The 24,274-nt window shown below is 69.6% G+C and carries 23 protein-coding genes and 1 pseudogene; 12 read left to right on the top strand and 12 right to left on the bottom strand.

Annotated features, from left to right (window positions below; all coding sequences use genetic code 11):
• Positions 1-115: 115 nt before the first annotated feature.
• From cspE to MED01_RS09205, 3 genes are all read right to left on the bottom strand, one after another.
• Positions 116-319 (bottom strand): transcription antiterminator/RNA stability regulator CspE, encoded by a 204-nt coding sequence (gene cspE / locus MED01_RS09215; protein WP_043326981.1) that lies wholly within the window; start codon positions 317-319, stop codon positions 116-118.
• A gap of 357 nt (positions 320-676) precedes the next feature.
• On the bottom strand, positions 677-1,225 hold the full coding sequence (locus MED01_RS09210) for a hypothetical protein (protein WP_238668089.1): 549 nt from the start codon (positions 1,223-1,225) through the stop codon (positions 677-679).
• Positions 1,218-2,585, bottom strand: a complete 1,368-nt coding sequence (locus MED01_RS09205; RefSeq protein WP_238668088.1) for a molybdopterin-dependent oxidoreductase — start codon at positions 2,583-2,585, stop codon at positions 1,218-1,220. The genes MED01_RS09210 and MED01_RS09205 overlap by 8 nt, the downstream gene beginning before the upstream one ends.
• Positions 2,586-2,700: 115 nt before the next feature.
• On the opposite strand from MED01_RS09205, the gene MED01_RS09200 reads away from it, so the two are divergent.
• Positions 2,701-3,762, top strand: a complete 1,062-nt coding sequence (locus tag MED01_RS09200) for an NAD-dependent epimerase/dehydratase family protein (RefSeq protein WP_238668087.1) — start codon at positions 2,701-2,703, stop codon at positions 3,760-3,762.
• Positions 3,763-3,786: 24 nt separating this feature from the next.
• Here MED01_RS09200 and MED01_RS09195 read toward each other — a convergent pair whose 3' ends face one another.
• On the bottom strand, positions 3,787-5,199 hold the full coding sequence (locus MED01_RS09195; protein WP_238668086.1) for a hypothetical protein: 1,413 nt from the start codon (positions 5,197-5,199) through the stop codon (positions 3,787-3,789).
• Positions 5,200-5,344: 145 nt separating this feature from the next.
• Between MED01_RS09195 and MED01_RS09190 the strand changes: the two genes are divergently transcribed.
• The 8 genes and pseudogenes from MED01_RS09190 (at position 5,345) to MED01_RS09150 (ending at position 12,583) form a co-directional block, all read left to right on the top strand.
• Positions 5,345-6,019 carry a glycosyltransferase family 2 protein gene (locus tag MED01_RS09190; protein ID WP_238668085.1) on the top strand — a complete coding sequence of 225 codons (675 nt, stop codon included), beginning with the start codon at positions 5,345-5,347 and terminating at the stop codon, positions 6,017-6,019.
• Positions 6,016-6,618: pseudogene (locus tag MED01_RS09185) on the top strand (TIGR04282 family arsenosugar biosynthesis glycosyltransferase); the annotation flags it as partial. The gene MED01_RS09190 and the pseudogene MED01_RS09185, both read left to right, overlap by 4 nt.
• A 215-nt stretch (positions 6,619-6,833) precedes the next feature.
• Positions 6,834-7,520 (top strand): class I SAM-dependent methyltransferase, encoded by a 687-nt coding sequence (locus tag MED01_RS09180; RefSeq protein WP_372493612.1) that lies wholly within the window; start codon positions 6,834-6,836, stop codon positions 7,518-7,520.
• 986 nt (positions 7,521-8,506) lie between these two features.
• Complete coding sequence (locus MED01_RS09170; protein WP_238668083.1) at positions 8,507-9,754, top strand: quaternary amine ABC transporter ATP-binding protein; 1,248 nt, start codon at positions 8,507-8,509, stop codon at positions 9,752-9,754.
• Entirely contained in the window at positions 9,751-10,644 is an 894-nt protein-coding gene (locus MED01_RS09165) for an ABC transporter permease (RefSeq protein WP_238668082.1), read from the top strand. Before MED01_RS09170 ends, MED01_RS09165 begins: the two co-directional genes overlap by 4 nt.
• A gap of 80 nt (positions 10,645-10,724) precedes the next feature.
• Complete coding sequence (locus tag MED01_RS09160) at positions 10,725-11,609, top strand: glycine betaine ABC transporter substrate-binding protein (protein ID WP_238668081.1); 885 nt, start codon at positions 10,725-10,727, stop codon at positions 11,607-11,609.
• Positions 11,610-11,795: 186 nt separating this feature from the next.
• Positions 11,796-12,224: a PRC-barrel domain-containing protein gene (locus MED01_RS09155; protein ID WP_238668080.1), complete on the top strand. Its 429-nt coding sequence runs from the start codon at positions 11,796-11,798 to the stop codon at positions 12,222-12,224.
• Positions 12,225-12,304: 80 nt separating this feature from the next.
• On the top strand, positions 12,305-12,583 hold the full coding sequence (locus MED01_RS09150; RefSeq protein WP_238668079.1) for a BON domain-containing protein: 279 nt from the start codon (positions 12,305-12,307) through the stop codon (positions 12,581-12,583).
• Between the two features lie 174 nt (positions 12,584-12,757).
• Here MED01_RS09150 and MED01_RS09145 read toward each other — a convergent pair whose 3' ends face one another.
• From MED01_RS09145 to MED01_RS09130, 4 genes are all read right to left on the bottom strand, one after another.
• Positions 12,758-13,177, bottom strand: a complete 420-nt coding sequence (locus tag MED01_RS09145) for a MarR family winged helix-turn-helix transcriptional regulator (RefSeq protein WP_372493619.1) — start codon at positions 13,175-13,177, stop codon at positions 12,758-12,760.
• Between the two features lie 347 nt (positions 13,178-13,524).
• Positions 13,525-15,504, bottom strand: a complete 1,980-nt coding sequence (locus MED01_RS09140) for an acyl-CoA dehydrogenase family protein (protein ID WP_238668078.1) — start codon at positions 15,502-15,504, stop codon at positions 13,525-13,527.
• A 173-nt stretch (positions 15,505-15,677) separates the two neighbouring features.
• Entirely contained in the window at positions 15,678-17,267 is a 1,590-nt protein-coding gene (locus MED01_RS09135) for an ABC transporter permease (RefSeq protein ID WP_238668077.1), read from the bottom strand.
• 8 nt (positions 17,268-17,275) lie between these two features.
• Positions 17,276-18,166, bottom strand: a complete 891-nt coding sequence (locus MED01_RS09130) for an ABC transporter ATP-binding protein (protein WP_238668076.1) — start codon at positions 18,164-18,166, stop codon at positions 17,276-17,278.
• A 207-nt stretch (positions 18,167-18,373) separates the two neighbouring features.
• Between MED01_RS09130 and MED01_RS09125 the strand changes: the two genes are divergently transcribed.
• The 3 genes from MED01_RS09125 to MED01_RS09115 are packed head-to-tail and all read left to right on the top strand — an operon-like array spanning position 18,374 to position 21,176.
• On the top strand, positions 18,374-19,300 hold the full coding sequence (locus tag MED01_RS09125; protein WP_238668075.1) for an ABC transporter ATP-binding protein: 927 nt from the start codon (positions 18,374-18,376) through the stop codon (positions 19,298-19,300).
• Positions 19,278-20,066 carry an efflux permease Rv1217c-related protein gene (locus MED01_RS09120; protein ID WP_238668074.1) on the top strand — a complete coding sequence of 263 codons (789 nt, stop codon included), beginning with the start codon at positions 19,278-19,280 and terminating at the stop codon, positions 20,064-20,066. Before MED01_RS09125 ends, MED01_RS09120 begins: the two co-directional genes overlap by 23 nt.
• Before the next feature lie 60 nt (positions 20,067-20,126).
• Positions 20,127-21,176, top strand: a complete 1,050-nt coding sequence (locus MED01_RS09115) for a PucR family transcriptional regulator (protein ID WP_238668073.1) — start codon at positions 20,127-20,129, stop codon at positions 21,174-21,176.
• A 15-nt stretch (positions 21,177-21,191) separates the two neighbouring features.
• On the opposite strand, the gene nhaA is transcribed toward MED01_RS09115, so the two are convergent.
• The 4 genes from nhaA to MED01_RS09095 form a co-directional block, all read right to left on the bottom strand.
• On the bottom strand, positions 21,192-22,511 hold the full coding sequence (nhaA, locus tag MED01_RS09110; protein ID WP_238668072.1) for a Na+/H+ antiporter NhaA: 1,320 nt from the start codon (positions 22,509-22,511) through the stop codon (positions 21,192-21,194).
• A gap of 126 nt (positions 22,512-22,637) precedes the next feature.
• Positions 22,638-22,937 (bottom strand): BON domain-containing protein, encoded by a 300-nt coding sequence (locus tag MED01_RS09105; RefSeq protein ID WP_238668071.1) that lies wholly within the window; start codon positions 22,935-22,937, stop codon positions 22,638-22,640.
• Positions 22,938-23,130: 193 nt separating this feature from the next.
• Entirely contained in the window at positions 23,131-23,406 is a 276-nt protein-coding gene (locus tag MED01_RS09100; protein ID WP_238668070.1) for a GlsB/YeaQ/YmgE family stress response membrane protein, read from the bottom strand.
• 180 nt (positions 23,407-23,586) lie between these two features.
• On the bottom strand, positions 23,587-24,204 hold the full coding sequence (locus tag MED01_RS09095) for an STAS domain-containing protein (protein ID WP_238668069.1): 618 nt from the start codon (positions 24,202-24,204) through the stop codon (positions 23,587-23,589).
• Between the last annotated feature and the right edge of the window lie 70 nt (positions 24,205-24,274).

Below are 24,274 nucleotides of genomic sequence, written 5' to 3'. Positions count from 1 at the left end.
CACCGGGATGGCCGGACGCCTGCCGATCAGCGATTCTGAGATGACGTGGCGAGCGCATGAAACGCCGGACGGCGGCCCAGCTGAATCAGCCGGGCCGCCGTTCGCGGAGCGTGGATCAGAGCGGGCGGATGTTCTCCGCCTGCGGGCCCTTCTGGCCCTGGGTGACGTCGAACTCCACCTTCTGGTTCTCGTCAAGGCTGCGGAAGCCGCTCGCCGAGATCGCGGAGAAGTGGGCGAAGACGTCGGCGCCGCCGTCGTCCGGGCTGATGAAGCCGAAGCCCTTGTCGGCGTTGAACCACTTCACGGTACCTGTAGTCATGTCTGCTCCTCGCAGGCTGTTGGAGACCGCACTGTGCGGACCCTCACGCCGCCGCGTTGATCACCCGCGTCGAAACGACACGAAAAACGAAAAGCGCCTGGGTGGGTTTCGGATACCCATCAGGCGCTGGAAAACGTCTACGGAAATCAAAACTGCAACCCGGATACCGTAGCAGATGATCCGTCGTCCGTCCCTGCGGGGGAGTGGGGACCTGGTCACTGACTTGGTGCGCCTGCCTGCGGTCTTCGGCCTCGACGCCAAGGCACTGCCACCGATCACCCCCACTTCGGCCTGGGGCAGTTCCGCGGACCTCGTCATGCTCGTGCCTTCCCGGGTCAGCGACGGGGAGTCACCTGTTCAACGCGCCGAACCGTCGACCCGTCGCCAGCGGATCTGCCGCACGAGGTACCAGACGCCGCTGACCAGGAACAGCGTGGCGGTGATTGCCAGCCAGCGGGCCAGGTACGGATGCTGGTCCTGACCGGTGGCCGCGAGATAGGTCTCCCGGCCCTGCCGCAGGATGCCGGGAAGGTAGACCAGGAACAGCAGCCCGGTGGCGAGTGCCGGTACCCGGATGTGGTTCAGCGGGGATGGTCGGGATGGCGTGTGCCCGGCTCGGCGAGGCAGCGGGTGGTGTGCAGCGGGCGACTGACCGTCCGTAGCGGCGTGGCCGGAGCGCCGGAGCGCACCGCGCAGCACCCGGTCGGCCGACGCGTAGATCGGAAAGAGGATGAGGTCGTGGGCGACGGCCGCGCCGACGAACCAGAGCAGCATCCGGCCGGCCGTGGCCTCTTCGGCGATTCGCAGTGCTACCCAGCCGGTGAGGGTGAAGCAGGCGATCATGGCGACGAGGTGCTGTGGGGACGATCCGTAGGCCGCCCGGAATCGGGGGAGAGGCTCAGCCATCGGCGCCGGTCCGGAAGGTGATGTCGGCGACCCATTTCGTGCAGTGCACGCCGGGCAGAGCCGCAACGATCACCCGGGCGGGAAAGCCGTGGTCGGCCGAGAGATCGGCGCCGTTGACCCGCAGAGCGAGCAGAGAGTCGGCGTCGAGCACCTGGTTGGCCTGGAGGATCGCCTGGTTGAACAACCCGGCCTTCTCCAGCGACCGCACCTGCGCCGACGCCGGATCGTCCACACCGACCAGGGCGGCGAGGTCGCGCAGTCGTACACCTGACCAGGTTTGTCGCGTCGACCACCCCTCCACGCAGGCGATCGGCAGGCGGGCGGTGTGCTGGCCCATGGCCAGCAGGCGGGGACGGTCGAGGGTGACGAGACGGCCGCCGCCCCGCACCGTCAACCGCCACCGTTGCCCGATCTCGTCTGGCCGAATACCCGCCGCGGCGGCGGTGCGGTTGATCGGAAAGCCGTTCGGTCCGGTGCCGGGCTCACGTCCGCGCGGTAGCAGCAGTGCGGTGCGACGCCAGCGACCGTCGAGGCTCTGCCCGATCGTGAGGGCGCCGAGCAGCAGCGACAAACCACCGACCAGGGCTATCGCGCCGCGTCGGCTCATTGTCGGCGCGCCGGGTGCGGTGGCCACCAGGTCGTCCGGATCGGGTGGCTCGGGCCGGGTCGCGGTCAGCGGGGTACGCAGCTCGGGCCGACGTGGCTCGCGCTGCCCCGATCGGCGGGGGTCCCGCAGGGCCGGCCGGGATCGGAGTGCGCTGACCAGCCGGGGCAGCTTCAGCATCACATGTGCCACGAACGCTGCGATGAAGACCCAGGCGCCGAAGTAGTGCGCGGTGTAGAAGTCGAAGCCGAACAGGTACGCGTACTGGATGTTGAGCAGACCGGTTGCGATCTCGAAGAGGATCCCGCCGACCAGCAGCAGCAGGGACAGCCGCTCCAGCACCTGGGCCAGCGAGCGGGCCGGTGGCCAGATGAAGAGCTTCGGGATCACCGACCAGAGCTTCGCCAGCACCACGGGGATCAGGACGATGCCGAGCGTCACGTGCAGCCCCTGGGTGACCCGGAACAGCCAGGACGGCCGAGTCGGCCAGTCGAACGGCGGCAGCCGTAACCAGCCCACCTCGCGGGGTAGGGCCTGATCGAACTGGGGGCCGTAGGCGGCGTAGTCGAGCAGCCCCGTGATGATCACCAGCGGCAACCCGACGAGGAGCACGGCGCCGTAGACGGCGGTCAGCCAGGGACCCCGCAGCGGGCTGCGCCAGCGGTCTCCGCGCAGACCGGGGATCGGTGGGGGGTGCCGCTCAAGGGCCCTCCACCACCGCTGGGGGAAACCCGTCTGCCGGTCCGTCACACCCATATCCCGCGACGCTAGACGCCGTGGGCACCGAAGTTGGCGCATACCGGGATACCGATCGCCTGGCAGGCGGGTGATTCGACCCCACCCCGGCCGAGTGCGGTCTACGGTCACCGGGATGCGCGTACTGCTCACCGGCGCGGCCGGCTTCATCGGATCGCAGATCGCCGACCTGCTCGTCGCCGAGGGCCACGACCTGGTGGCGCTCGACGCGTTGCTGCCTCAGGCACACGGCCGGGAAATCCCCGAGTGGTCCCGGCGGCACGCCCCGGTGGTCGGTGACGTCCGGGACGCCCCGCTGCTGGACCGGCTTCTTCCCGGAGTGGACGTGGTGTGTCACCAGGCGGCGATGGTGGGACACGGACTGGATCCGTCCGACGCCCCCGACTACGTCAGCCACAACGACTACGCCACCGTGGTGCTGCTCGCCGCGATGCACCGGGCCGGTGTGACCCGGCTGGTGCTGGCCAGCTCGATGGTCGTCTACGGCGAGGGTCGGTACGTCTGCGCGGCGCACGGCACCGTGCGGCCCGCCTCCCGTAGCGTCGCCGATCTGGCCGCCGGCCGGTACGAGCCAACCTGCCCGGACTGTGCGGGCACCCTCTCGCCAGCTCTGGTGCCCGAGGACGCGCCCCTTGAGCCGCGAAGCACGTACGCGGCCACCAAGCTTGCCCAGGAACACCTGGCCGCCGCGTGGGCGCGACAGACCGGCGGGAGCGTCTGGGCGGTGCGCTACCACAACGTCTACGGCCCTCGGATGCCCCGGGACACCCCGTACGCGGGGGTGGCCTCGATCTTTCGGTCCGCACTGGCGGAGGGTCTGCCGCCGAGGGTGTTGGAGGACGGCCGGCAGCGCCGCGACTTCGTCCACGTCACCGACGTCGCCAGGGCCAACCTGCTGGCGTTGACCGCCTCGCCACCGCGGGGCCTCGTGCCGGTCAACGTCTGCTCAGGCGAGCCGCACACGGTGGGTGAGCTGGCTGTTGCCCTCGCTGAGGCGATGGCCGGGCCGGTGCCGCAGATCGTCGGTGGTGGCCGGGCGGCCGACGTCCGACACGTGGTCGCCGATCCCCGGCGGGCGGCGAAGCTGCTCGGCTACACCGCCCGGGTCGGGTTCGCCGAGGGGGTGGCCGCCTTCGCCACCGATCCGCTACGGGAACCGGCCACCCTCACCGCCTGAGATCGTCGCACTGCCGCCGGCGGATCAGGACACCGTCCACAGCAGGTGACTGACCGCCAGAGCGGTGACCACCTGCCCAGCCAGCCACAACCGTTGGGCAGCCGGCGGCAGGTGGGCGGCGGCCACCAGCAGCCAGACCACGAACGGTAACCAGATCCGTTCCACCTCCGCCTTGCTCAGCCCGGACAGATCAGCCGCGACGACCGCCAGCACGGCGGCCAGCGGCAGCAGCACCGTCGGCCCGGCTCCCCGCAGGGCGTCAAGCCAGGCACTCATCCCGGCTCGGTCCGGCCCACGCCATCGCATCGCTACGCTGCGCGCCGGACCGGCCGACGCGAGCGCGGTCCTGCGCAGTGCGGGCCCGAGCGCCGGGCCCGCACAGAGCAGAAGCGCCGACATGTTCGCCCACACCCAGTAGCCGTACGGGCGATCCGCCGCCCAGCCCTGGTGATACCGCTCAACCACCAGGTGGTAGCCGTCCAGCCACCAGAAACCGGCCAACGTGAAGGTGGCAACCACCGCACCGGCGCCGGCCAGTGCGGCGAGCATCGCCGGCCACCGGTCTCGCGGTCGCAGTGCCACCACCGCCAGGGCGAGGACGCCGACCAGTACGAGGCCGTACGACAGGTAGAGGGCGAAGCCGAGCAACAGGCCCCCGACCGCGGCGGCGGCCAGTCCCCGCACCACCAGCAGGGCCAGCCCTGCCGCGACCACACCGGCGAAGATGCCGTCGGCCGAGACTCCCACCCAGATCGCGCCGGGCAGCAACACCAGGAACGGCAGCACCTGGCGGGCGGCTTCTTCCGCGCCGAGGGCCCGCAGCGTCACCGGCACCGACACGGTGACGGTCGCTCCCACCAGCACGCATGCCAGGGCGGCGACGGTGGGGCCGCCGAGGCCGATCCGGTCCAACTCGACGAAGAGCAGCAGCGCCCCCGGCGGATGGCCGGCGGTGTGGGTGGACCACGCGTTCGGCTGAAAATCGAGGATCCGGGCGCTGAAGCCGGCCAGCATGGTCGTGATGTCGGCGACTCGGGGCACCTCGTGCAAATATTCGGCCTGTGGGGTGAGTCGCCGGGTGAAACCGGCCGACCAGCCGTCCACCAGCGCCAACGACATCGTCCACGCGACCGCCGCGAGGTAGGCGGCAACCAGCAGCCGGCCCCACCTGGCGGTCCGGGCCCACCGGACGCCCCAGCCGAGCACCACGGTGGCGACCAACAGCGCGGCCGGGGTACCCCAACCCAGGTGCGGACGCCAGGTGGCGTAGAGCGGCGCGGCGTCGGCGTGCAGACCGACTCCGCGCGCGTTGAGCAGCACGCCCACCGCCACCGCGGCGGCGATCAACGCCACCTCGACGCCGAGGACCACGAGGTCGGCGTCGACACGCCGGGCGGGCACGTCCGGTCCCCGGCGCAGGGGCGCGAGCACTCTCATGACGACCGGACGGTACGGCCATCGCCGGCCCGGTGGTGCGGGAACGGGCCGGACATCACCGTTCGATGAGGGAGCGACGCTGGCATGGACGCTGATGGTCTGATTTCGCCCATCCAGGGCGGCTTGGCGTTCTAGCGTTTCCGGTATGCCATCACCGATCGACGTGGTACTGCCGTGTCTCGACGAAGCCGCGGCGCTACCCGGCGTCCTGACCGCCCTGCCACCCGGCTACCGGGCGATCGTGGTGGACAACGGCTCCCGGGACGGCTCAGCGGAGGTCGCGGCCCGGCACGGCGCCCGGGTCGTCCACGAAGCGCGTCGGGGCTACGGCGCGGCCGTACACACCGGCCTGGAGGCGGCGCAGGGCGCCCTGGTCTGTGTGCTCGACGCCGACGGCTCCTTCGATCCCACCGAACTCCCGGCACTGGTCGCGCCGGTGGCCAACGGGTCGGCTGATCTGGTGGTCGGTCGTCGCCGGCCCGTCGTCGCCGGTGTCTGGCCGTGGCATGCCCGGGCCGGCACCGCGCTGGTCGCGGCGCTGCTGCGGCACCGGGGCATACCGCTGCGCGACCTCAGCCCGATTCGGGTGGCCCGCCGCGAAGCGCTGCTCGGCCTCGGAGTCACCGACCGCGCCTTCGGATACCCGTTGGAACTACTCATCCGCGCCGCCGCCGCGGGCTGGCGGATCCGGGAACTCGACGTGCGGTACTCGCACCGCGCCGCCGGCACCCGGTCGAAGGTCTCCGGCTCGGTACGCGGCACGCTCCGCGCGACCCGGGACTTCGCCGGGGTCCTGCGCACTGTGGAGCGATCGCGGTGACAGTCCTGCTGGTGATGGCGAAGGCACCCGTGCCCGGGGCGGTGAAGACCCGTCTCTGCCCACCGGCCAGCCACCTGCAGGCGGCCCGGATCGCCGCCGCGGCACTGCTGGACAGTCTGGACACCGTACGCGCCACGCCCGGCGTCACACCCGTCCTCGCCCTGCACGGTCGGCTGGCCGACGCCGAGGAATCCGCCGAGCTGACCGCGGCGATTGCCGGCTGGCAGATCCTGCCGCAGCGCGGCACCGACCTCGGCGATCGTCTCGCCAACGCCCACGCCGACGTGGCGGACGCCTACCCGGGTCGACCTGTGCTCCAGATCGGCATGGACACGCCACAGCTGACGTCGGCGCAGCTCGATGCGGCCGCCCACCGCCTCACCCTGACTGACGCCGTACTCGGCCCTGCCATCGACGGCGGGTGGTGGGCCCTGGGCCTGCACAACCCCCGGCACGCCGCCGTGCTTCGCGCCGTGCCGATGTCCACCGCACTGACCGGACACCACACCATCGTGGCCTTACGCAATGCGGGTTTGCGGGTAGATCCCTTACCCCTGCTTCAAGACGTCGACGAGTGGGCCGACGCACTGGCGGTGGCCGCGTCGACTTCCAGCGATGCGCCGACATGGTCGACCGACGTGATTGCCGACGGTCGCCCTGGGCTTGCCGACGGTCGTCCTGGTCGGGCCGCGACGGTCTTGCCCGGGCGGTCCAGGGGCCAGAAAGCGGCCCACCCGGCGCGGCACGCTACCGGCAGCCGCTTCGCCCGCCAGGTCGCGGCGGTTCAGCGCAGCCTGACGCCCGGGAACCCACGGTGAGCCGTAGCATCCGGGCCAGACCGGCCGAGGCATTCGGCAGCGCGTTGCGGCGCCGCACCGACGACCACTGGCTGGTGCACTGCGACAACGGTTGGCGCAGCCGTCTGCCGGTACGCCGGTGGCACGGCCCGGCCGAACCGGCGGTGGCCGCACTCGTCGCCCGATGCACCGGCCCGACGCTCGACCTTGGCTGCGGTCCAGGCCGGCTCACACTGGCACTCACCCGGGCCGGACTGACCGCCGTCGGAGTCGACATCTCCGCGCAAGCGGTTCGGTTGACCCGGGCCCGAGGCGCAATCGCCCTCCAGAGAGACGTCTTCGCCCCACTGCCCGCAGAAGGGCGTTGGGCGCACGCGCTACTGATCGACGGGAACATCGGCATCGGCGGTGACCCCGTCACCCTCCTCGGCCGGTGCCACGACCTGCTGCGCCCCGGCGGCACCGTGCTCGTAGAACTCGAAGCACCAGGCCCAGGACTGTGGCGCGGTCAGGCCCAACTGGCCCTTCAGGCCGCCGGCGGTGGTTCTCGCCTCGGGCCACCGTTCCGGTGGGCCCGGCTCGATACCATGGCCGTCACCGGGGTGGCCTCTACCGCCGGGCTCACGGTCCGCGAGGTGTTCCGCCGCGATCGCCGTTGGTTCGCCGAGCTGGCCGAGGACAACTCTGGCGCGGTCACCCCATGAGGTGAGGTCATTGCCGGCTTGCATCTGCTCGGCGACGCTGATGACGCCTGCGCATCCGGACCACGGTGACCAACTGCGGTGGAGCCGGCGCGGAGGGACCTGTCGACAGTACGAGCAGGGTCCCGCCGGTCAGATCCGCATCGCGGACGATGAACTCCGCAACCATCACCGGCCTGCGGCCGGATCACCAGGGGTCCGAACTCGTCGAACGCGAACACTCGCTGCGGGAAGCGGCTGCTCACGTACTCAGTTCGGGCGAGCTTGGCGTCCCGGTCAGGGTCGGTGGACTCCCACGTCTTTGTCCGCTGGAAGGTGATCTTGTTCTGGTGCAGTGCAGGTTCTGCCACCGCTACTGCCGGTCGCCCCTCAGTCGAGGGCAATGGGCGCAGGCCGTGCGCGCAATACAAGAATACCGACGCCCCAGTAAGTCACCGAGGGAGACCGTGGTGAGAGGGCGCACCAACCACGTGATCCAACGTCTGCCCGTTCGCTCGCCATGATGCGTTGGGCGTTGCCTGAATGAAGGCTGTTTCTGCGAGCCTTGAGCCGCGATCGGGAGCCGCAGCGCTATCCCGCAGGTGAGACTACGCGATCGTACCGCGATGGAATATGACGGTTGTATGACAGTTCTTTGTCAACCTCGTCAAATTCTGGAACTGCTCCGCGATTAGGCGCCAAAACGCTGGCGAGGTGCGCTCCAGCGGGACGATCGGTGCAGGTCGGGTAGAAGTCGGGCGGTCCGAGGGTGTTGGGCGACGGATCGTGCAACATCTGCCGAGGGCCGATCAGGTTCCGGTGCGTGAAAATTTTGTGTGCATATCCACAACCTGCGGTGCCGACTGGATTTGTCGCGATGACGTCGGTAGGTTTCGCCGCCGGGCCTATGTGACCCGCTGAATGTGATCGATGTTGATATCGACGATGAGACGCGAAGAGGGCGCCCATGGCGCGATACGCCAACCGGTTTCCGTCTCGAAAGGGGGGTCGTGTCCGCGCTCACAGTGCAGTCGCTCTACAAGATATTCGGCAGTCGAGCTGACGAAGCGGTAAGACGTCTGGGGGACGGGAGGCCCCGCGGCGAGGCACTGGCCGGGCTGTCGGCCACGGCCGCCGTGATCGACGCGAATTTCGAGGTACGCCCAGGCGAGATCTTCGTCGTCATGGGCCTCTCCGGTTCCGGAAAGTCGACCCTGATCCGGATGCTCAACGGCCTGCTGCAGCCCACCAGGGGCAGCGTGCGGGTCGATGGGGTCGAACTGACCACGCTCAAGCCGGCGGCGCTGCGCAAGCTGCGCCGCGAGAAGATCAGCATGGTGTTCCAGCACTTCGCGCTCATGCCGCACCGGACGGTGGTGGAGAACGCCGGGTACGCGCTGGAGGTCGCCGGGCTGCCCAAGGCCGAGCGACGTGAGCGGGCCATGGACGCGCTGCGCATGGTGGGCCTGACGGAGTGGGCGGACAACCTGCCGCACGACCTTTCCGGCGGCATGCGGCAGCGGGTCGGGCTGGCCCGGGCGCTCGCTGCCGGCACCGAGATCCTGCTGATGGACGAGGCGTTCTCGGCACTGGACCCGCTCATCCGCCGGGAGATTCAGGACCAACTCCTGGACCTTCAGGCCGAACTGGGCAAGACGATCATCTTCATCACCCACGACCTCAACGAGGCCATGCGGCTCGGCGATCGGATCGCCGTGATGCGGGACGGGCGGATCGTCCAGATCGGCACCGCCGAGGAGATCCTCACCGACCCGGCCAACGACTACGTGGCGCAGTTCGTCGCCGACGTCGACCGGACCCGGATCCTCACCGCCGCGTCGGTCATGGAGAAGCCCCAGCAGGTGCTGGACGTCAACGCCGGTCCCCGGGTCGCCGCGAAGGCGCTGCGGGAAAGCCAAACCTCGGTGGTCTACGTGACCGGTCCGATGAAGCGGTTCCTCGGCACGGTCACCGAGGACGAGGTGTTGCGGGCGCTCCGCGAGGGCCGCCCCCACCTCGACGGTTACGTATCGACCCAGCGGGTCCGCACGGTCACTGCGGACACCTCGGTGGCCGACCTCTTCGGCGACTGCGCGGAGAGTCAACACCCGGTGGCCGTTCTCGACGAGCGCGACCGGCTGATCGGGGTGATCCCCCGGATCACCCTGCTCAGTGCGCTGGCCGCCGCGACCTCGAGCGAGCCGACGCAGGACCAGGGCCAGGCGGAACTGGTCGCAACGGAGGGAGAGTCGACATGAGTCTGACGCAGTCGCCGCTCGACAGTTGGCTGCCCCGGGTGCCGTTGGGCACCTGGACCGAGTCCGCTGTCGACTGGGCAACCGGCGCCCTCGGCCCGTTCTTCGACGGTGTCGCCACCGTGGTCGAGGCGCTGGTGCGACCGCTCAACGACCTGCTCACCGGCGTACCGGCGGTGGTGGTCGTACTGGTGCTCGCCGGGCTCGGCTGGTGGCTGCGCGGGTGGAAGTTCGCCCTCGGCACCGCGATCGGCCTCGGCCTGGTGGCCGGAATGCCGTACTGGGAGGAGACCATGAGCACGCTCGCGCAGGTGCTCGTCGCCAGCACCCTGGCGTTGCTGATGGCCATCCCGCTGGGCGTGCTGGTCGCTGAGAACAAGCGGGCCTCCGCGGTGGCCAGGCCGGTGCTGGACCTGATGCAGACCATGCCCGCGTTCGTCTACCTCATTCCGGCGATCTTCTTCTTCGGCATCGGCACCGTGCCGGGCGTGCTGGCCACCCTGGTCTTCAGCATGCCGCCCGGCGTACGCCTGACCGAGCTGGGTCTGCGTCAGGTCGACAAGGAAATCGTCCAGGCCGCCGAGTCCTTCGGCGCGCCACCGTGGATGGTGCTGCTGCGGACGAAGCTGCCGCTGGCACTGCCCACGATCATGACCGGCGTCAACCAGGTCATCATGCTGGCCCTGTCCATGGTGGTGATCGCCGGCATGGTGGGCGCTGGTGGCCTCGGCGACGTGATCATGTTCGCGTTGTCGCAGGTCGAGGTGGGCAGCGGCTTCGAGGGTGGGATCGCCGTCGTGATCCTCGCCGTGGTGCTCGACCGCCTCACCGACTCGGCGGGCGACCGTCTCCCGTCCGCTCGGGCGCAACGCCTCGCGCGGCAGGCCGCCTGACCCCTCGCTCTCCGCCGGCAATCCCTCTCCCGCGTACGCGGGAGTCCGCCGGCATACCCGAAAGAGGAAGGACAACCCTTTTGTTCACGACACTGAAGCGTGCCCTCGCGCTCACGGTGACCGCCGCCCTGGCCCTCGGCGCCGCTGCCGCCTGCGGCGACCAGGACGACGCGTCCGACAACGGCAAGAAGATCACCATCGGTTACATGGCCTGGGACGAGGCGATCGCCGCGTCCCACCTGTGGCAGGACATCCTGCAGGACAAGGGCTACGAGGTCGAACTCAAGAACCTGGAGGCCGGTCTCGTCTACGGCGGTCTCGCCAACGGCGACATCGACCTGTTCCTGGACAGTTGGCTACCCCAGACACACGCCTCCTATCTGGAGAAGTACGGCGACAAGCTGGAAAAGCTCGGCGTCTGGTACGACGACGCCAGCTTGAGCATCGCGGTGCCGGCCTACGTCGAGGGTGTCGACTCGCTGGCCGACCTGGCCGACAAGGCCGGCAGCTTCGACGGGCAGCTGATCGGCATCGAGCCGGGCGCAGGTCTGACCAAGGCCACCCAGGAGAAGGTCATCCCCGAGTACGGCCTGGACGGCAAGCTGAAGCTGAAGACCTCATCCACGCCGGCGATGCTGGCGGCCTTGGACGGCGCGATCGCCGACAAGAAGCCGATCGTGGTGACCCTCTGGCACCCGCACTGGGCCTACGCCAAGTACGAGTTGAAGGACCTCGCCGATCCGAAGGGCACCCTCGGCCAGGCCGAGCAGATCAACACTCTCGCCCGCACCGGCTTCGGCGGCGACTTCCCCGAGGTCACCGCGATGCTGAAGAAGTTCAAGATGGACGGTGAGCAGCTCGCGTCCCTGGAAGACCTGATGTTCAACACCCACAAGGGCGACGAGGAGAAGGCCGTCGAGGAGTGGCTGAAGGCCAATCCCGACTACCTGAACACGCTTTCCTGAGCCACCTGAGACGAGGAGGCCCCGCCGGATCGGTGGGGCCTCCTCGTCCTCTCCGCCCGACGGGTCAGTGACGGACGGGCATTCAGCCGTCACGAAAGTGGGCAGCAACCGTCATCGGTTCGTCGTCTAGTCCCGGCCGTCCTTTGGGTAGCGCATAAGGATCAGACGCTACGGAAGGAGCAGCTCGTGCCACACGACACGACGGCGATTCTGGTCAAGCTCGGTGACTCCGGGCAGACGATCGCGGATGCCGAGCAGGACGTGCGCGGTCGGCGCGTCCTCGACGCCGACGGTGACGACCTGGGCAAGGTCGACGACCTGCTGATCGATCGCGAGGAGCACAAGGTGCGGTTCCTGCGTGTCGAGCACGGGGGAATTCTCGGCATCGGCGCCACCGCCACCTTCCTCCCCGTCGAGGCGGTCAGCGAGGTCACCGATGACACAGTGCGGGTCGATCTCACCCGGGAGAAGGTCGAGCAGGCCCCGACGTACGACCCGGAGGTCGTCGAGGAGACCGGCTACTACGAGGACGTGTACTGGTACTACGGCTACGCGCCGTTCTTCAGCCCGCGTGGGGTGGCTGCGCCGTACCCGGTGCCCCCAACCCGACGCTGAGTTGCGGCTACCCCCGAGCGGCCGGTATGTCAGCGGCCGAACACGTCCCGCCGAAACCGAGGCACCTGTGAGGGAACATCATGACCTACGTCCCCTGGTTCCTGCCCGACGACCTTCCACCGCTGGTCCAGTTCCAGCCAGCCTCTGAGGATGCCCGGTTGGCCTGCCGGCTGCTGGACGGCATGCAGCGGGATCCCCGGTTGCGTCACGAACGCATCTGCATCGAGGTGCAGAACCGCGTGGTCATCCTGGATGGCGTGGTTACGTGCGCCGACGTGCGCACGGAGGCCCACGCCCGCGCCTGGAGCGTTCCGGGAGTGCACGACGTCAACAACCGTCTGCGGCCGTTGGAGCGGTGAAGAGCCGGTCGGATGGACACCGCTGCCGGTGGGTTTCGCGGCGCGGCACATGCCGACGGCCGCTGGTGAGGGTGGGTCGGTCTGATGACGGAAAGTCGGACCGGCTGCCCTCAGCCTCCCGCTGCGGAGCGCCCTGAGGTCGGGCAGCGGCGGCAGGCAGTGAAGCGCCAGGAGCTACCGAGTGATCTGTTCCCAATGGCGCCACCACTGTTCTTCCGTGGGCTCGCCGGCCGCCACCACCAACGAGTTGATCAGCTCGGCGGTCGTCCGGGGCTCCGTGCCGACAGTTCGCACCAGGCGCCGGATCTCCTGGGTTCGGTGCCGCATGACGTCGCCCACCAGCGCCTTGCCGGCCTCGGTGAGAGTCAGCAGGGCCACCCGCCGGTCCGACGACTGCTGCTGCCGGGCCACCAGGTCCCGGCGTACCAGGCGGTCACAGGTCCTCGTCGCCGTGGACGGGTGCACGCGCAGCGCGGCGGCCAGGTCCACCGTGCGTAGCGGACCACGGGAGGCGAGGATGACCAGTGTTCGGTACTGCGAGAGAGTGACCTCGACATCCAGAATCGCCAGGGTTCGAGCGGTGATCCCCACCAGGGCGCGGCTGAGGGCCGCGAGTCCGGCGAGGGCGACATACTCGTCTGTGGCGCGCCGAGACGAGAATCGCTCGGTACATCTCCGCCGACGAGGAGACCGTCAACGGCCCTTGGTCGGAACCGCCACGGTTCCCAACGGCTGCGGTGGGTGAATGGTGATGCTCTGCGTCACCGACGCCACCCTGATACCGTTCTCCGCGAAGCGGTCCAGCACTCGTCGGGTGACCTGGTCCTTGACCTGTCGGGCGGCGCGTACCGGCACCACGAACCGCGCCGACAACCCGGGTGGGCCGTCACCAGCTTCTGAAAGCCTTCCGCCCAGACGTCAGCGCCGCAGGACTCTTCCTCCTACGCCGATACCACCTGGGGATCGTCGGCGGCGTCGTGGGTGGCCATGCTCTCCTGCCGCTGGGGTTCCTCTCTGAGGATGGCGCAGTGCAGCCAGGCGTCCGGGATGGCGAAACCGTCCACGAGCGTGCGCAGGTGCGGGCGTAGCTCCTTGAGTAGACCGTTGACCACGCCCGTGATGGCCTTGGCGCGGGCCGGTGTGAGCCGGCCGTGCTCCAGGAACCACCCCTTGTTGGCCTCGATGACGCTGAGCGCGTACAGGTCACAGAGCCGCGAGAGCAGCGCCCGGACCGCCGGGTCGGGGGTGTCTTCGATGCCGGCGACGAACGCCTCCAGGGTGACCCGGTCGATGTGCGCGGCGGCGACGGTCAGGACGTGGTCCTGGACGTCGTTGAAGATGTCGAAGGGCCGGTCCTTCTTCGTGGCCGCGCCGTTGCGCAGGCGGCGGACCGCCCCGTCGAGAAGGTGCCTCTCGCGGTCCTCGAAAACCTTGAGCTGCCAACCGCGGTCGGTGACGGCGACCTCCTCGTCACGACCTGGCACGGCGCTGATCAGCCGCTCGATGAGCGACCGCGCGGCGGTGCGTTCGAGCACCATCTCGCGGACCTGCTCGGCGACGAAGGAGGCCCGGCCCCAGCCGTCCAGCGAGCCGAAAGCGTCCCGGTGGCCGGTGAGCAGCCCCTTGGCCACCAGTTGGAGCAGCACCGTGTTGTCGCCCTCGAAGGTGGTGAAGACGTCGGTATCGGCCTTGAGGCTGGGTAGGCGGTTCTCGGCCAGGTAACCGGCGCCGCCGCACGCCTCGCGGCACATCTGGATGGTGCGGGTCGCGTGCCAGGTCTGCGCGGCCTTGAGGCCGGCGGCCCGGGATTCCAGCTCCCGTTGCCGATGCTCGTCGACCGGCCCGTCGCCGCCCTGCACCTCGCTGAGCGCGGCGACCAGCTCGGTCTGGGCGAAGTGCAGCGCGTACGTGGTGGCCAGGGCTGGCAGCAGCTTGCGTTGGTGGGCCAGATAGTCGTTGAGCAGCACCTCCCGTTCCGCGTCGGGGGTGCCGAACTGACGGCGGATGTCGCCGTAGCGCACCGCGATGGTCAGCGCCGACTTCGTGGCCGCCGACGCCGCGCCACCCACGCTCACCCGGCCGCGGACCAGGGTGCCGAGCATGGTGAAGAAGCGCCGGGAGTCGTTCTCGATCGGGCTGGAGTACGTCCCGTCCTGAGCGACCTGACCGTAGCGGTCCAGAAGCATGTCCCTCGGCACCTGTACGTGCTCGAAGGTGAGCCGCCCGTTGTCAACGCCGAGCAGGCCGGCCTTGGCCCCGGCGTCGCCGATGCTCACGCCGGGCAGCGGGTTGCCCCGCTCGTCGCGGATCGGCACCAACCACGCGTGTACGCCGTGCCGCTGACCGTTCGTGATCAGCTGCGCGAAGACCACCGCCATCCGCCCGTCCCGGGCGGCGTTGCCGATGTAGTCCTTGCGGGCCGCCTCGTGCGGGGTGTGCAGGTCGAAAGTCTGCGTCCGCGGGTCGTACGTGCAGGTGGTGCGCAGCTGCTGCACGTCGGAGCCGTGCCCGGTCTCGGTCATCGCGAAGCAGCCGAAGACAGTGCCGGAGACAATGTCCCGCAGATAGGCGTCGTGGTGCCGCCGGGTGCCGAGGGCTTGGACAGCACCGCCGAACAGGCCCCACTGCACGCCCGCCTTGACCATCAGCGACAGGTCGACCTGCGCCAGCATCTCACTGGCGATGATCGAGCCGCCGACGTCGGAGCTGCCGCCGTACTCGGTGGGGAAGGCAGAGGCCATGCCCAGTTCGGCGGGGAGTTCGCCGAGCAGTCGGGTGATCCGCTCCCGTGCCTGGTCACCGGTCTCGCCGTACACCGGGAGGAAACGCGCGTCGAGGTGCTCCCGGTGCGCGTTGCGGACTGCGGCCCACGGTCCGTCGAGCACGTCCCGCAGGCGGGCGAGGTCGATCTGATCGGGCACGGGTCCCTCCTCAGTTAGCGGACATATGCATACAGGTCGTACTCGATCAAGGATAGCCGCGCCAGTGAGCACTGACGGAGACTGCGCCACCATCGCCGCGCCACCACGGCGATTCTGGTCAAGCTCGGTGGCTCTCGGGCAGCCGATCGCGGCTGCTGCGACGGCTACCCCGCTCAGGCATAGAGGTCACGCCGACGGTAGCCGATCGTGCCCGCGACCACTCCTGCTGCGGCGATGCCGACCATCCCCAACGCTGACGGCCATGCCGGTGCGGTGGCCGGGACCGCGGCCAGGTGCGCGAACGGGGACAGCGCCCGGATCCAGGAGGGCGCGTCGATGCTGTCGGCGAGGACCTGCCACAGGAACCCGCCAGCGGCCGGAAGGGCGCCGATCGCCGCGACAGCGCGCGGTGTCCATCCGAGCGCCAGGACGGCAGCTCCCAGACAGAGCAGCACGACCGGCACGACGTTCCAGGCGCCGACGAGCGCGTCACCGGCCCCAAGGCCGGCATCGACAGTAGCCGTGCCGGCCCACATGGCGACGCCCGCCACAGTGATCAGGACCAGCGCGGCGCAACCAGCGACGGCCGCTTCGGCGGCCAACTGCCGTGCCCGGGTCACCGGTGCGGCCAGCAGCAGGGTGAGACGCCGGGCGTTCTCGTCTGCGGCGGTGGCGGCGAGCCGCACGGCGACGAACACCCCGGCCGGGACGGCCAGCAGCGCGTACAGGGTGGCCGCGTAGCCCTCGACCGTGCCGAGTGCCGGGAAGCCGGCCTGGGCCGCCATGGCCGCGAAATCGGGGTTGCCGGTAAGGAATTCGGTCATGGACCGGGCGATCAGGCCCAGGAGCAGGAAGTACGCGCAGGTCCCGGCTGACCATGCGGCCAGCGGTCGCATGGTGCGCCGTACTGCGAAGACGGGCACCGAACCGAGCAACGCGGTACGCGCCGGCCGACTGCCGCGCGTCGCAAGAATCGCCGCGCCGACGTCACGCCGCGCCGCAAGCCGACCGGCGAACGCCAGCAGCAGCACCGCAGCGAACGCCAGCACCAACACCGGCAACCCTCGATTGCCGTCGAACGGGCGGGTCAACGCCAAGAGGCCGAACGGGGACAGCCACCGAAGCCAGGCCAGCGCGGGCACACCGTCGCCGACCATCCGCGTGAGGAGCCCCACGACCAGGACGGCGGCTGCGGCACCGTTGGCCGCCGAACGGCTGACGAACAGCTGCGCGCTGACGCCCCCGACGGCGACGAAGGAGAGCCCGACGGCGGCGAGGCCGGTGCCGTGCAACAACGAACCCGCGGTGTCCACGCCCGCAGCGATCATCGCCGCTGCGGTCGCCGCTCCAACGAGGACCGGAACGACGGCCAGCACACCGAGGTGCTGGCGGACCGCCTCGGCGAGGGTGATGCGGCCGGACAGCAACAGACTCCACCGGCCGGCGTCCTCCTCCCCGCGGGTGATCCGGGTGGCGGCCAGCATCGCCCACACTCCGAGCAGGACCGCCAGGACGGTGCCCGTACGCCACACCGTGAACCCGCCCGCATTGTCGAGCGCGACCGGTTCGCCGAACAGGGTGCGGATCGCCGGGTTGCGGGCCAGCGCCGCCACCGCCGCCGGATCCAGTGCCTCGCTGCGGTAGCCGACAACCACCAGTGCGGACATGCCCGCGCACACAGCGGTCACGACCAGGGCACCACGGCGCACCTGGCGCACCGCGAGCCCTCTCAGCACACGCTCCGGGCGGGCTGCTGCCGCCATGGTCGCGATCATCGGGCGTTCTGCCCGTAGTAGGCGAGGAAGATCTCCTCCAGGCTCTGCTCCCGGACGACGATCGTCGCCACATCGGCGTCGGCCAGGGCGCGCAGCGCCGCGGCGGGGGAGCCGTTCAAGGTGAACCGCACTGTTTCGGCGCCGTCTGTGTGCAGGCCGTGGACGCCGTGGGCGCCGGTGAGGTTCGGTGGCGTGCCGGTGAATGTCGCGGCCACTTCGGTGTGGTGCAGTCGACGTAGCTGTGCGACGGACGCCACCTCCACCAGTTCACCGGCGCGCAGGATACCGACGCGGTCACAGACCGCCTCGACCTCGGCGAGCTGGTGGGAGCTGAGGAACACCGTCTGCCCGTTGTCACGGGCGACCCCGACCGCATGCCGGAACTGCAGTTCCATGAGCGGGTCCAAGCCACTGGTCGGCTCGTCGAGCACCAGCAGAGGCGCCCGGGTGGCGAACGCCGCGATCAGGGCGATCTTCTGCCGGTTGCCCGTCGAGTAGGTGCCGGCCGGTTTGGACACGTCCAGCGCGAATCGTTGAATGAGCTCGTCGCGGTAGGCGGTGTCCGTGCCGGGGCCGATGCGGGCGAGCAGGTCCAGCACCTCGGCGCCGGTCATCCGTGGCCACAGCGCCACATCCGCCGGCACGTAGGCGAGCCTGCGGTGGGCCGCGGCGACATCGGCGGCATCGGTGTCGAAGACCCAGGCCCGTCCGGAGGTGGGTCGGGCAAGTCCGAGCAGCAGCCGGATCGTCGTTGACTTTCCGGCACCGTTGGGGCCGAGAAACCCGAACACCTCACCCGCCGCGACGTCGAGGGTGAGGTCATCGAGGGCGAGCAGCCGTCCGTACCGCTTGGACAGATGTTCGGTGCGCAGGGCAGAAACGCCCATCGGAGCCTCCAGAGCCGCAGCAGGACATGACCTGCCGACCAGACTTCCCGGCGCACCTGACGTGAGAGTACTCCCGGCGGTCGCGGCGCGGAGGCCCCCGGGCTTGTGATCGGACTACTGGCTTCCGATGTTCGGCAACAGCCTCTGTGTCATGTCGGCCGGATGCTGACCTGGATGCCGGGTAGCAAGGCCGGCGACGATGTGGGCATGACAAGCGACATCGCCCTGCTCACCGAGGACCTGACCAAGTTCTATGGTCAGCGACGGGGTATCGAGGGGCTCAACCTGGAGGTTCGCGCCGGGGAGGTGGTGGGGTTCCTGGGACCGAACGGAGCCGGGAAGACCACCACGATCCGGCTGCTGTTGGACTTCCTGCGCCCCACTCGTGGACACGCGACTGTGCTCGGGCTCGACCCGCGCAGGGACAGGACCGCACTGCACCGTCAGGTCGGCTACCTGCCCGGCGAGCTCGTGTTTCCCGGCCGGGACAAGGCGGAAGACCTGCTGCGCTTCTTCGCCGCGGCGCGCGGCGGCGTGGCCTGGCCGCAGGTGACCGAGTTCGCGGAGCGGCTCGACCTGGACCTCTCGCGCTCGGTACGGACGATGAGTAAGGGCAACAAGCAGAAGGTCGGGTTGGTGCAGGCGTTCATGCACCGGCCGGCGGTACTGGTCCTGGATGAGCCGACCAGTGGCCTGGATCCACTCATGCAGCAGGAGTTCCTGGCCATGGTCCGCGACGCCAGTGGTGCTGGGCAGACCGTCTTCATGTCCTCTCATGTCCTGGCCGAGGTGCAGCAGGCGGCCGACCGGGTCGCCATCGTCCGCGACGGCGAGTTGGCCGCGGTCGAGCGGGTTGAGTCACTGGGGAAGCGGGCGGTCCGCGCCGTCGAGATTCATTTCGACGATCCGGTGGACCCGGCAGAGTTCAGTGTCCTGCCCGGCGTGAGTGACGTGGTGGTGTCCGGCCCGGTGCTGAAATGCACTGTCGATGGCCGCATCGATCCGCTGATCAAGGCAGCGGCGCGTCATCAGGTGGTCGACATGTTGTCGACCGAGCCTGACCTGGAAGAGACGTTCCTGTCGTTCTACTACCACGGGGAAGGAGCCGGCGATGCTTCCCGCGCTGGTGCGTAAGACCTGGCGTGACGACCGCCTGGCATTGATCGGGTGGGCCGGTGGCGTCGCCGCTTTCACCGCCATCTACACCTCGTTCTACAGCCAGTTCCAGGGCGCCGCGGAGCTGAAGCAGGACGCGCTGCCCCAGGGCATGCTGGACTTCCTCGGCATCGCCGACATGCTGTCGCCCGCCGGCTATCTGCAGGCGACCATCTTCAGCCTTGTCGGCCCACTGCTGGTCCTGATGTGCGCCATCACGCTGACTGCCCGCACGATCGCTCGGCCGGAGGAGGACGGCGGCATGGAGCTGATGCTGGCCAATCCGGTCTCGCGAGCCGCTTTCGCCTGGCAACGGGTGGCCGCCGCCGGCAGCGCGCTCACCGGGATCGCCGCCATCCCGGGGATCCTGCTGATGATCATTGTTCCCTGGATCGGCATGGACATCCCCCTGTCCAACGTCGCCGCCGCGTCCGCCGGCCTGGTCGCCCTGGTGTGGAGCTTCGCTGGCATCGCCTTCCTCGTTGGCGCCGCCACCGGAAGACGGGCTGTCGTCCTCGCGATCACCGGTGGCCTTGCCCTGGCCGCCTACATGGCCAACGCCATCGGCGGCATGCTCGACGGGTGGCACTGGGTGCGCTGGCTGTCACCGTTCCACTACTTCATCGGCACGGACCCGCTGCACACCGGCTGGCATCCGGTCGAGCTTCTCGCCCTCGTGCTCCTCGGGGCCGCAACCACGACCGCCGGAGTCATCGTGTTCGACCGTCGCGACATCGGTGTGTAAACCTGAGGCTGGTGGCCTCCGCTTACCGGCGGCCACCAGCACGCCGACAAGGAACAGCCCATGAGCGACGACAATTGGCTGGCGGCCAACTGCCAGGATCTGCTGTACGTCCCGGCCAGTGCCCGGCGTCAGGCAGCGGTCAACCTGGGTGCCCGCGCAGCGGATGAGGGGCTGACGCTGCCCGATCTTCTTACCGGTCTGCTGGATGCCACCACTGCCCACTGGAACGCCACACCGGTCGCGTCGACCGACACCGCCGCCGCCGTGCATTCCCGCGCCGAGACGCTGCTCGACACCGCCCGTGTCCTGCTCACCGATGCCGTGGACGGGTACACCCGGCAGAACCGCGCCGAGCTGGATCGCCACGACAACGAACGTGCCGCATTCGTCAACGACCTGCTCACCGGCCGTGCCGACCCAGGAGGTCTGGCCGAGCGCGCACACCGGTACGGCATCCGCCTGTCGGCCACCCACACCGTCCTCATCGCCCGTGCGGCCGGCCTGACTCCCGGCATCACGCACCGCATCGATGCCGCACTGGCCTCCAGGTTCGGCGAAGGCAACACCCTCACCACCCTCCGCGACGGCGACGTGGTCTGCATCAGCGCCGGCGGCCTACGCGGCATCGCGGCCGAACTCGCCCACCTGCTCCTCACCGAACTCGGCGCGGGCAACTGGCAGATCGCCGTCGGCCGTACCCAAGCCGGGGTGCAGGGCCTGGCCACGTCGCTCGACGAGGCCCGCCACACACTCGACTACGCCGTCAGGCTCGGCTTCACCACGCCCGTCCTCAATGCCGCCGATCTGCTGGTGTTCCCCGTGCTGCTGCGTGACCGAGACGCCATCACCGACCTGGTCACCACGGTCCTCGGGCCACTGACCACGGCGCGCGGCGGTGCCGAGCCGTACCTGGAGACCCTGACCGTGCTCTTCGACAACCAGGGCAACCACACCGCAACCGCCCGGCAGATGCACCTGTCCGTCCGCGCGATCACCTACCGACTCGACCGCATCCGAGACCTGACCGGCTACCACCCCGGCGAGCCGACCCAACGGTTCACGCTGCAGACAGCCGTACTCGGCGCTCGACTGCTCGGCTGGCCGCCGTAGCCCAGGAGCGCCAGATCAGGACGGCGTCGTCCTGGTCGGCTGCTCCTCATAGACGTCGGGCACCCCGTCGGCGTCGCTGTCACGCTCCTCCAGCGCGCAGACCCCCTGGTAATGCCGATTACGAGCGCGGAGAACGACGGTTGCCAGCACCGCCGACAGCAGCGACCCGAGCAGAACGCCGATCTTGGAATGGTCGTCGCGTTCGCTGCCGGCGCCGAACGCCAATTCACCGATCAGTAGCGACACGGTGAAACCGACCCCGGCCAGCAGCGCCAACCCCACCATGTCCCACCAGGCCAGCCCTTCCGCAAGCCGGGCCCGGGTGAACCGCTGCACGAGCCAGGTCGCACCGAGAACGCCCGCCGCCTTACCCACCACCAATCCCATGATCACGCCCAGGGCGACCGAGTCGGTCAGGGTTGCGCCGAGGCCACCCGCCCCGGCAACCGAGACTCCGGCGGCGAAGAACGCGAACACCGGCACCGCGACCCCGGCGGACAGGGGCCGGATTCGGTGTTCGAAGTGCTCCGCCAGGCCAGGCCCAGGTCCCGGCTTGCGGCGTAGCACCGGCACGGTGAAGGCCAGCGCGACCCCGGCGACGGTGGCATGCACCCCGGAAGCGTGCACCAGTGCCCACGCCGTGGCGGCCAGCGGCAGCAGCAGCCACCAGGACCGCACCCGGCGCTGCACCAGCAGACCGAACAGCGCCATCGGGGCCAGCGCGAGCAGCAGCAGCCCGAAGTGCAGGGTACTGGTGTAGAAGACCGCGATGATCACAATGGCCAGCAGGTCATCGACCACCGCGAGGGTGAGCAGAAACGTGCGCATCGCCGAGGGCAGGCTCGTGTTGATCACTCCGAGCACGGCGAGGGCGAACGCGATGTCCGTGGCGGTCGGGATCGCCCACCCGGTCAACGCCCCGTCGCCGGCCCCGAGGTTGAACGCCACGTAGATCAGCGCCGGCAGCGTCATGCCGCCGAGCGCAGCGGCGACCGGCAGCATCGCCCGGCGGGGCTCGCGCAGGTCACCGGCGACGAACTCGCGCTTGAGCTCCAGCCCGGCGACGAAGAAGAAGATCGCCAGCAGGCCATCGGCGGCCCACTGCGCCAACGAGAGGTCCAGATGCAGCGCCGCAGGGCCCACTGTGACGTCGGCGAGCGACCGGTACGCGGCGGACCAGGGCGAATTCGCCCAGGCGAGGGCAAGCACGGCGGCGATCAGCAGCAGCACCCCACCGACCGTTTCGGTCCGGAGAATGTCCCCGATCCGGCGTACCTCAGGCCAACTCCTGCGGCTGAGCAGGAGCGGCGTGCGGTTCGCCGGTGGGCGGCTCATCGTGGTCCTCCGTGGGGTCGGTGACGAAGTCGCCGACCAGTCTTCCCGGCACACCGGCTACTACGTTAGCCAAGCGACGACCATCAGCCTGTCACCGCCCCTGAAAGCGTCACCGGTGATCGTCGGTCACCGGTGACCACGCCGTGGGCCGCTGAGCCGCAGTGTGTTGCAGAGGTCGAAGACGCCCGGCACGTCGTAGGCGAGGTCCGCCGCGACCTGCCGCGCGTTCGCGTCACTCACCACGCCAGCGAGGATGACGACCCGGTTCTGCACGGAGACGGTGATCTGCTGACGCCGCGTGGTCCAGTCGATGCTCAATCGCTGCGCAACCAGCGCCTCAAGTCTCAGGTCCTCGTGGTCCGGTGCGGCCTGGTGCGAGGTGTCGGCGGACCAGTTCTCATCGGGCAACGGCCATGGCATGTGCATGGTCAGCTCCTTGGATTGTGACGAGGTCGGGAGGGATGGCGGACGGCGAGCCGGTGGCGTCCTCACGCCGGTCAGGAACGCGACCGGGTGGGACTCAAGAAATGTCACTCCTGCTCCTCGTCCACCTTGAGCGGAATCCGGCCTGACCGTGCTTGTGGTTCACCTCTGGCGCTGGCGCTGCGTCGTCTCCGGTTCAGGGGGAGTCGGATGGGTCGGGCCTGGCGGTGGCCACGACGAGCACGACGCCAATGCCGGCGAGACCGACCTGGATGACCAGGGTCAGGAGGTTGAGGGTGCTGGTATCGACGCCCGCGAGACGGGCGACGATGCTGCCCGCCAGCGCGGCGACCACCGCGACGGAGACGGTCAGCCAGATCGGAGCCTCCTGGCGTCCCGGAATGACGAGCCTGCCGAGCAGGCCGATAGCGACGCCGACGAGGAGCGCGATGACGAGACCAGCGATACTCATGGGCTGCCTCGGATCTCCTTCGAGTACGGGTGCTACCACAAGGTGGGGATCGGTTCCCGAAAGCCGCCGCGGCACCAGCAGCCGCGTTCGAACGCCCCCTGGCTCCTAACGATCCGATCCCATGGGTGTCAGATGTCGCTGCCGGCGACGAAGATGCCCTCGCTTCGGGACCGAGTTCGATCAGGAACGAGTGGCCTTGGCGGCGGCTGCGGTTGGTTGCGCCACAGCCGACCCCTTCGACAGTTGGGCGAGGGCTTCTTCGGGGCTGTCGAAGATGGGGAAGGCACCGTCCAGGCGCATGGTGTGCAGGACGGTACGGATGAACCGCGACGGCGCGGCCAGGCAGAGGGTGGCCCCACGGTCTCGGGCCTCGCGGTGGGCGCGGACGAGGTGACCGAGGCCGGTGGAGTCGATGAGGTGTACTCGGCTCAGATCAACCACCACGTGCCCGCCCATGTCGGCTGCGTGACGCAGGGCGGTGCGCAGGGTGTCCCCGGTATCGAGATCGACGTCACCGGCGGCGGCGACAACGGTCACGTCGTCGAGGTGGTCGATGCCGAGGATGCCACCAGGACCGTGGTCGACGCACGACGCATGGCCGCCACCAGGGAGCGGCAGGAGGCTGCAGTGCGGGCAGCGGTGCGGGCCGGTGGCGAACGGTGAACCGCTCCAGCCCTGTTCGGACACCAGGGTCCAGACGACCTCCGCGTCGGGGAGCACGCACGCGGTGGCCTTGACGGTGTCGCCGCAGGTGTCGCAGATCAGGGTCATCAGGTGGTCGTCTGGGACAACTGTCATTGTGCTGGTCCTTCCTGGGGCCGTGTCTTGCGGTGCTGTGTGACACGGCATTCGTGCAGTGCCGAAGCGG

Source organism: Micromonospora alfalfae (assembly GCF_022230925.1).
Taxonomy (GTDB): Bacteria; Actinomycetota; Actinomycetes; order Mycobacteriales; family Micromonosporaceae; genus Micromonospora; species Micromonospora alfalfae.
This window is presented reverse-complemented; position numbering and strand designations above follow the sequence as displayed.